The sequence below is a fragment of the Actinomadura sp. NPDC049382 genome, from assembly GCF_040677125.1.
GTDB classification, from domain to species: domain Bacteria; phylum Actinomycetota; class Actinomycetes; order Streptosporangiales; family Streptosporangiaceae; genus Spirillospora; species Spirillospora geliboluensis.
Genome location: NZ_JBFARO010000224.1, coordinates 1 through 6,704 on the forward strand (window position 1 = coordinate 1; position 6,704 = coordinate 6,704).

7 protein-coding genes are annotated in these 6,704 nt (G+C 76.4%); 5 read left to right on the forward strand and 2 right to left on the reverse strand.

The window, feature by feature from the left end:
* The coding region (locus AB0K34_RS45625) for an MFS transporter (protein ID WP_364554767.1) at window positions 1-1,151 on the reverse strand (1,151 nt) is incomplete at its 3' end.
* Window positions 1,152-1,344: 193 nt separating this feature from the next.
* On the opposite strand from AB0K34_RS45625, the gene AB0K34_RS45630 reads away from it, so the two are divergent.
* The gene (locus tag AB0K34_RS45630; protein ID WP_301178157.1) at window positions 1,345-1,593 is read left to right on the forward strand and encodes a hypothetical protein; all 249 of its coding nucleotides are present in this window, start codon (window positions 1,345-1,347) and stop codon (window positions 1,591-1,593) included.
* A gap of 118 nt (window positions 1,594-1,711) precedes the next feature.
* Here AB0K34_RS45630 and AB0K34_RS45635 read toward each other — a convergent pair whose 3' ends face one another.
* On the reverse strand, window positions 1,712-2,206 hold the full coding sequence (locus tag AB0K34_RS45635) for an NUDIX hydrolase (protein WP_301178156.1): 495 nt from the start codon (window positions 2,204-2,206) through the stop codon (window positions 1,712-1,714).
* Between the two features lie 308 nt (window positions 2,207-2,514).
* Between AB0K34_RS45635 and AB0K34_RS45640 the strand changes: the two genes are divergently transcribed.
* Genes AB0K34_RS45640 through AB0K34_RS45655 form a run of 4 tightly spaced genes read left to right on the forward strand, consistent with a single transcriptional unit; the run spans window position 2,515 to window position 6,641 of the window.
* On the forward strand, window positions 2,515-4,599 hold the full coding sequence (locus AB0K34_RS45640; RefSeq protein WP_138640413.1) for a molybdopterin-dependent oxidoreductase: 2,085 nt from the start codon (window positions 2,515-2,517) through the stop codon (window positions 4,597-4,599).
* Window positions 4,600-4,656: 57 nt separating this feature from the next.
* Entirely contained in the window at window positions 4,657-5,049 is a 393-nt protein-coding gene (gene nirD / locus AB0K34_RS45645) for a nitrite reductase small subunit NirD (RefSeq protein ID WP_138640412.1), read from the forward strand.
* Entirely contained in the window at window positions 5,033-6,244 is a 1,212-nt protein-coding gene (locus tag AB0K34_RS45650; protein ID WP_138640411.1) for a uroporphyrinogen-III synthase, read from the forward strand. The genes nirD and AB0K34_RS45650 overlap by 17 nt, the downstream gene beginning before the upstream one ends.
* Window positions 6,237-6,641, forward strand: a complete 405-nt coding sequence (locus AB0K34_RS45655; RefSeq protein WP_364554770.1) for a CbiX/SirB N-terminal domain-containing protein — start codon at window positions 6,237-6,239, stop codon at window positions 6,639-6,641. Before AB0K34_RS45650 ends, AB0K34_RS45655 begins: the two co-directional genes overlap by 8 nt.
* The last annotated feature ends 63 nt before the right edge of the window (window positions 6,642-6,704 follow it).

Below are 6,704 nucleotides of genomic sequence, written 5' to 3' on the forward strand. Positions count from 1 at the left end.
GGCCCCTGCACGATGTGGAACGACTTGACCGGCAGCGGTGCCCGGGCGCGGAAGATGGCGGGGATCATCTTGTAGGTCGAGCCGTTGCCGACGCCGCTGAGCGCGAACAGCAGGACGAAGGCGACGAAGAACAGCGGCAGCGAGCCGCGCAGCGACGCGGCCAGCACGAGCCCGGCGGCGCCGGCCATCGCGGTGAACGTCCAGAAGGTGACGGCGGCGCCGCCGAGCCGGTCGGCGAGCCGGCCGCCGGCGGGGCGCAGCAGCGAGCCGAGCGCCGGGCCGAGGAAGGTCACGCAGGCGGCCTTGACGGGGGTGTCGAAGTCGGCGGCGAACTGCACCTGCAGGACCTGCCCGAACGCGAAGCCGAACCCGATGAACGACCCGAACGTGCCGATGTAGAGCACCGACATGATCCAGGTGTGCGGGTCCCTGGACACGTCCCGCATCGCCCGCCGGTCGTTGCGGGCGTGCGCCAGGTTGTCCATCCGGAACCAGGCGCCGAGGGCGGCCAGCACGATGAGCGGGATGTAGACGCCGGCGACGAGGCCGGGGCTGTCCTTGCCGGCGGTGGCGAGGACGAGCAGCCCGACGAGCTGGACGACGGCGACGCCGAGGTTGCCGCCGCCGGCGTTGACGCCGAGCGCCCAGCCCTTGAGGCGCTGCGGGTAGAAGGCGTTGATGTTGGCCATCGAGGACGCGAAGTTGCCGCCGCCGACGCCCGCGACGGCGGCGAGCAGCAGCAGCGTGGTGAACGAGACGCCCGGCCTGACCAGGAACGCGGCCAGCACCGCCGGGACGAGCAGCAGCGCCGCGCTGAACACCGTCCAGTTGCGGCCGCCGAACCGGGCGACGGCGAAGGTGTAGGGCAGCCGCAGCGCCGCGCCGACGAGGGCGGGCACGGCGGTGAGGGTGAACTTGCCGGCCGCGTCGACGCCGTAGCCGGGGCCGAGGAACAGCACCAGCACCGACCACAGCGTCCACACCGAGAACCCGATGTGCTCGGAGAAGATCGAGTAGGCGAGGTTGCGGCGGGCTATGCGCGCGCCGCGGGCCGTCCAGAAGGCGGGGTCCTCGGGCCGCCAGTCCTCGATCCAGCGGCCCTTCGGCGGGTGGGCGCGGTCGCCGCGCGGGGTCCGGGTGGTGACGGTCATGGAGCGGTCTCCTCGGTTCGGGTCGGATTCCCGACCGTAGGAAGACGGGGTTTCGGGCGCGTGTGACCGGTCATACGCCGGTGATAACTCCGTCGCACAGCGCGTCCCCGCCGGCTGTGAGGCGCGGGGTAGACCCGGGCGGTGCCGGGTAGGCAGTGATCGCGGTGCGGCGGGGGAAACGGAGACGAGACCGATGGCGACCTGTGAAGTGTGCGGCAACGACTACGCGATGGCCTTCGAGGTGCGCGCGCAGGGCGAGGTGCACACGTTCGACTCGTTCGAGTGCGCGGTCACGAAGATGGCGCCGATCTGCGAGCACTGCCAGTGCCGCATCATGGGGCACGGGGTGGAGGTGGGCGGGCACTTCTACTGCTGCGCGCACTGCGCCCGCGCCGTGGACCCGGAGGGCGCCCGGCAGATCAAGGACGCGGTCCCGGCGTGACCGCCCGGCCGCGCGGGGGTGCGCGGCCGGCCGGTGCTGGCGGGCGGCCCTGGCCCGGTCGGGCCAGGGCAGGGCAGGTGCGGCCGGGCCGGGTGCTGCCGGGCCGGGTGCGGGCCGGTCAGATGCGGGCCGCGCCGAACGGCTGCTCGCGGCCGTCCTCCAGGTAGACGGCGCGGCCGTCGGCCATGGCCCGCAGGCTGGGTTCCATCCGGCGGGAGACGTGCGGCGGCGCCAGCTCGGGGACCTTCTCCGGCGCGACCAGGACGTGGTCGGACAGCTCCTCGGGCGGCAGCCGGATCGCGGCGATCTCCGCGCCGGTGATGGTGCCGCCGAAGACGAACACGTTGACGGCGTCGACGCCGTCGTCGCGGGGCGAGCCCCAGTCGACGCACGCCAGGCCGTCCAGGCGGGGGACGAGGCCGAGTTCCTCCTCGCACTCGCGGACGCACGCCGACAGCGGGGACTCGTCGGCCTCGATGACCCCGCCGGGGAGATACCAGCCCTCGCTGTAGGTGGGCTTGACCAGCAGGACCCGCCCGAGGTCGTCCAGGAGGAGGGCCGCCGCGGCGCCGCGGGCGCGCGGCAGGGAGGCGTAGTAAGCAAGGTCGGGCATGTACCGAGGTTAGGCGTGATCACCGCGGGGCGATCGGGGCGGGGCGGCGGCGGGGGCCGCATCCCTCCGCGAGATCACCGGGCCGCCACGAATCCGTTCGATAACGCGGCAAAATACGACGAATAGGGCATGACAGGGTTCGACAACGCTTGACACGCGTTCGTCAAGGGTCCGCGAGGCGCGTCCGCGCCGCGAACCCCGCGCCGCTGACCTCGGCGGACGCGGCGCGCGCGGGTGTGAAGGGCATTTAACACCGGGGTCACATCGGGGACTCGGCCGCGAAACGGCGCCCGCCAAGCCTCGGCAGCATGAACGCGACTCCGACGCACTGCCCGTACTGCGCCCTGCAGTGCGGCATGACGCTCAGCGGGACCGGGCGCGGCGGCGTCCAGGTGGCGCCGCGGGACGACGTGCCCGCCAACCGCGGCGGGCTGTGCCAGAAGGGCTGGACGGCCGCGGAGCTGCTCACCGCCCCCGACCGGCTGACCACGCCGCTGATGCGGCGCGGCAAGGGCGCGCCGCTGCGGCCCTGCGGCTGGGACGAGGCGCTCGACCGCGTCGCCGGCGAGGCCGCCCGGCTCCGCGCGCTGCACGGCCCGGACGCCGTCGCGGTCTTCGGCGGCGGCGGGCTGACGAACGAGAAGGCGTACCAGCTCGGCAAGTTCGCCCGCGTCGCGCTCGGCACGTCCCAGATCGACTACAACGGCCGGTTCTGCATGTCGTCGGCCGCGGCGGCGTCCGGCCGGGCGTTCGGGCTGGACCGCGGCCTGCCGGGCCCGGTCACGGACCTGGCCGCGTCCGGCGCCGTCCTGCTCGCGGGCGCGAACCCCGCCGAGACGATGCCGCCGTTCATGCGGCACCTGGCCGAGATGCGCGACGGCGGCGGGGCCCTCATCGTCGTGGACCCCCGCCGCACCGCCACCGCCCGGCAGGCGGACCTGCACCTGCAGCCGGTGCCCGGCACCGACGCCGCGCTGGCCTGCGGGCTGCTGCACCTCGCGCTCGCCGAGGGGCTCGCCGACGACGGCTACATCGCCGTGCGCACGACCGGGTTCGAGGCCGTCCGGACCGCCGCCAACGCCTACTGGCCGGACCGCGTCGAGCGGATCACCGGCGTCCCCGTCCCGGCGATGCGGGAGGCCGTCCGGCTGCTGGCCCGCGCGCCCCGCGCGCACGTCCTGACCGGGCGGGGGGCCGAGCAGCACGCGCGCGGCACCGACATCGTCACCGCCTTCATCAACCTGGCGCTCGCGCTCGGCCTGCCCGGCCGCGAGGGCTCGGGGTACGGGTGCATCACCGGGCAGGGCAACGGGCAGGGCGGGCGCGAGCACGGGCAGAAGGCCGACCAACTCCCCGGCTACCGCAGGATCGACGACCCGGCGGCCCGCGCGCACGTCGCCCGGGTCTGGGGGATCGACCCGGCCGACCTGCCGGGCCCGGGCCGGTCGGCGTACGAGCTGCTGTCGGCGCTCGGCACCCCGGGCGGCCCGAGGGCGCTGCTGCTGTTCGGATCGAACCCGGTGGTGTCGGCGCCGCGCGCCGCGCACGTGCAGGACCGGCTCGACGCCCTGGACCTCCTGGTGGTCGCCGACTTCGTGCCGTCGGAGACGGCGCGGCGCGCCGACGTGGTGCTGCCCGCCGCGCAGTGGGCCGAGGAGTCGGGCACGATGACGAACCTGGAGGGCCGGGTGCTGCGCCGCCGCCGCGCCGTCCGCCCGCCGGCCGGCGCCCGCACCGACCTGGAGATCGTCGCGGCGCTCGCGGAGCGGCTGAAGGCGCCGGGGGAGTGGAGCGGCGACCCGGAGGAGGTGTTCGGCGAGCTGCGCCGCGCCAGCGCGGGCGGCGCCGCCGACTACGCCGGCATCAGCTACGCGCGGATCGAGGCCGAGGGCGGGGTGTTCTGGCCCTGCCCGGCCCCGGACCACCCCGGCACGCCCCGACCCTTCCTGGACCGCTTCCCCACACCGGACGGGCGTGCCCGGTTCGTCCCCGTCGAGCACCACGGCCCCGCCGAGGACGTCGACGCCGAGCACCCCGTGTACCTCACGACCGGGCGGGTCCTCGCCCAGTACCAGTCGGGCGCGCAGACCAGGCGCGTCCCGGCCCTGGCCGAGGCCGCGCCGGGCCCGTTCGCCGAACTGCACCCCGACCTGGCCGCGCGCCTGGGCGTCGAGGACGGAGCCGAGGTCCGGCTGGAGAGCCGCCGCGGCACCGTCACCGTCCGGGCGCGGCTCACCGACGCGATCCGCGACGACACCGTCTTCGTCCCGTTCCACTGGGCGGGGGAGGAGCGGGTGAACCTGCTGACCAACCCCGCCCTCGACCCGGTGTCGCGGATGCCGGAGTTCAAGGTCTGCGCCGTCCGCGTCACCGCGGGCGTGAGCGCCTTTTAACACGGCGGTGACAAAGGGGACCCCGCCGCGAAACCGCCCGAACGGAGGATTCCGACCATGACCACGACACCCGAAGCGACGATCACCAGGGACCCGGCGGGCCGCGGGACGGCCCGCTGGTTCGACATCTGCTCCTACGCCGACCTGATCCCCGAGCGCGGGGTCTGCGCGATGGTGGACGGCGTCCAGGTGGCGGTCTTCCGGGTCTACGACGGCGCCCTGTACGCGCTGTCGAACCTCGACCCGTTCAGCGGCGCCTACGTGCTGTCGCGCGGGATCCTCGGCACCCGCGACGGGACGCCGACGGTCGCCTCCCCCATGTACAAGCAGGTGTTCGACCTGCGGACGGGCGCGTGCCTGGACGATCCGCGGGTGGCGCTGCCGGCGTTCCCGGTGCGGCGCGCCGGGGACCGGGTGGAGGTGGCGCTCACCGATGAGCACCGCCAGTGAGGCCGCGGCCGGCCGCACCGGCCCGCTGGCCGGGTTCGCCGTCGGGGTGACCGCGGCCCGCCGGCACGAGGAGCTCGCGACGCTGCTGCAGCGGCGCGGGGCCCGGGTCGTGGCCGCGCCCGCCATCCGGCTCGTCCCGCTCGCCGACGACGCCGAGCTGCTGGAGGCGACCCGCGCGGTCGCCGCCGGCCCGCTCGACCACCTGGTCGTCACGACCGGGATCGGGTTCCGGGCGTGGCTGGAGGCGGCGGACGGGCACGGGCTGCGGGACGCGCTCGTCGCGAGCCTCGCCGGGGCGGGGATCGTGGCCCGCGGCCCGAAGGCGCGCGGCGCGATCCGGTCGGAGGGGCTGCGGGAGGAGTGGTCGCCGGCGTCGGAGGGCTGCGCGGAGGTCGCCGCGCACCTGCTGGCGCGGGACCTGGCCGGCGCGCGGGTCGCCGTGCAGCTGTACGGGGAGCGGCAGCCGGAGCTTACTGGGGCGCTGCGCGCCGCGGGCGCCGAGGTGATCGAGGTCCCGGTGTACCGGTGGTCGCGCGTCGACGACCCGACGCCGCTGCGCCGGCTCGCCGGGCAGGCCGTCGCGGGCACGGTCGACGCGATCACCTTCACCAGCGCGCCCGCGGTCGCCGCGACGCTCGCCGTCGCCGCCGAGGACGGGCTGGAGGACGCCCTGCTGGAGGCCATGCGCGGCCCCGTCGTGGCGGCGTGCGTCGGGCCGGTCACCGCGCGGGCGCTCACCGACCGCGGCGTGCCGACCGTCCAGCCGGAGCGGGCCCGGCTCGGCGCGCTCGTGCGGGCGCTGGTCACCGACCTGCCGCGGCGCCGGTCGCGGCGGCTGTCGGTGCGCGGCGCGTCGCTGGAGCTGCGCGGGCACGCCGTCGTGCTGGACGGGCAGCTGCGGCCGATCGCGCCGGCGCCGATGGCGATCCTGCGGGCGCTGGCGCGGCGCCCCGGCCATGTGGTGTCGCGGGCGGAGCTGTGCGGCGCGCTGCCGAGCCGCCCGGCCGGCAACGGCGCGGCCCGGGGCCGGGACGCGCGCCCGCAGGCCGACGAGCACGCGGTCGAGATGGCGGTGGCGCGGCTGCGCCGCGGGCTCGGCCGCCCGGGGATCGTGGAGACGGTCGTCAAGCGCGGCTACCGGCTGGCGTGCGATCCGCGGCCCGCCGGCCGGCTCGCGGCGGGCGCCGGTGGCTGAGCCGGCGCTGCTGGCCGTCGCGCACGGCACCCGGGACCCGGCCGGGCCCGCCGCGGTCCGGGCGCTGCTGGCCCGGGTCCGCGCGATGCGGCCGGGCCTGCGGGTCGCCGAGGCCTACGGCGAGCTGGCGGAGCCGTCGCTGGAGGACGCCGCCGCCGCGCTCGGCGGCGGCCGGGTGGTCGTGGTGCCGCTGCTGCTGGCGCGCGGCCACCACGCGCTGGCCGACTTCCCGGGGCGCGCGGCGCGGCTGCTGCCCGGCGCGGTGGCGTCCCGGCCGCTCGGCCCGGACCCGCTGCTGGCGCACGCCCTCGCCGACCGCCTGACCGGCGGCCGGTCCCTGGACCGGATCCCGCCGCGCCCGGACGCTTCCGAGCCCGTCCCGTTCGCGAGCATGTAGCTGTTGTAGCCGTAGTGGAAGGTGTACTTGTTGCACTGCTTGCCCTCCAGCTCCGTGCTGGCG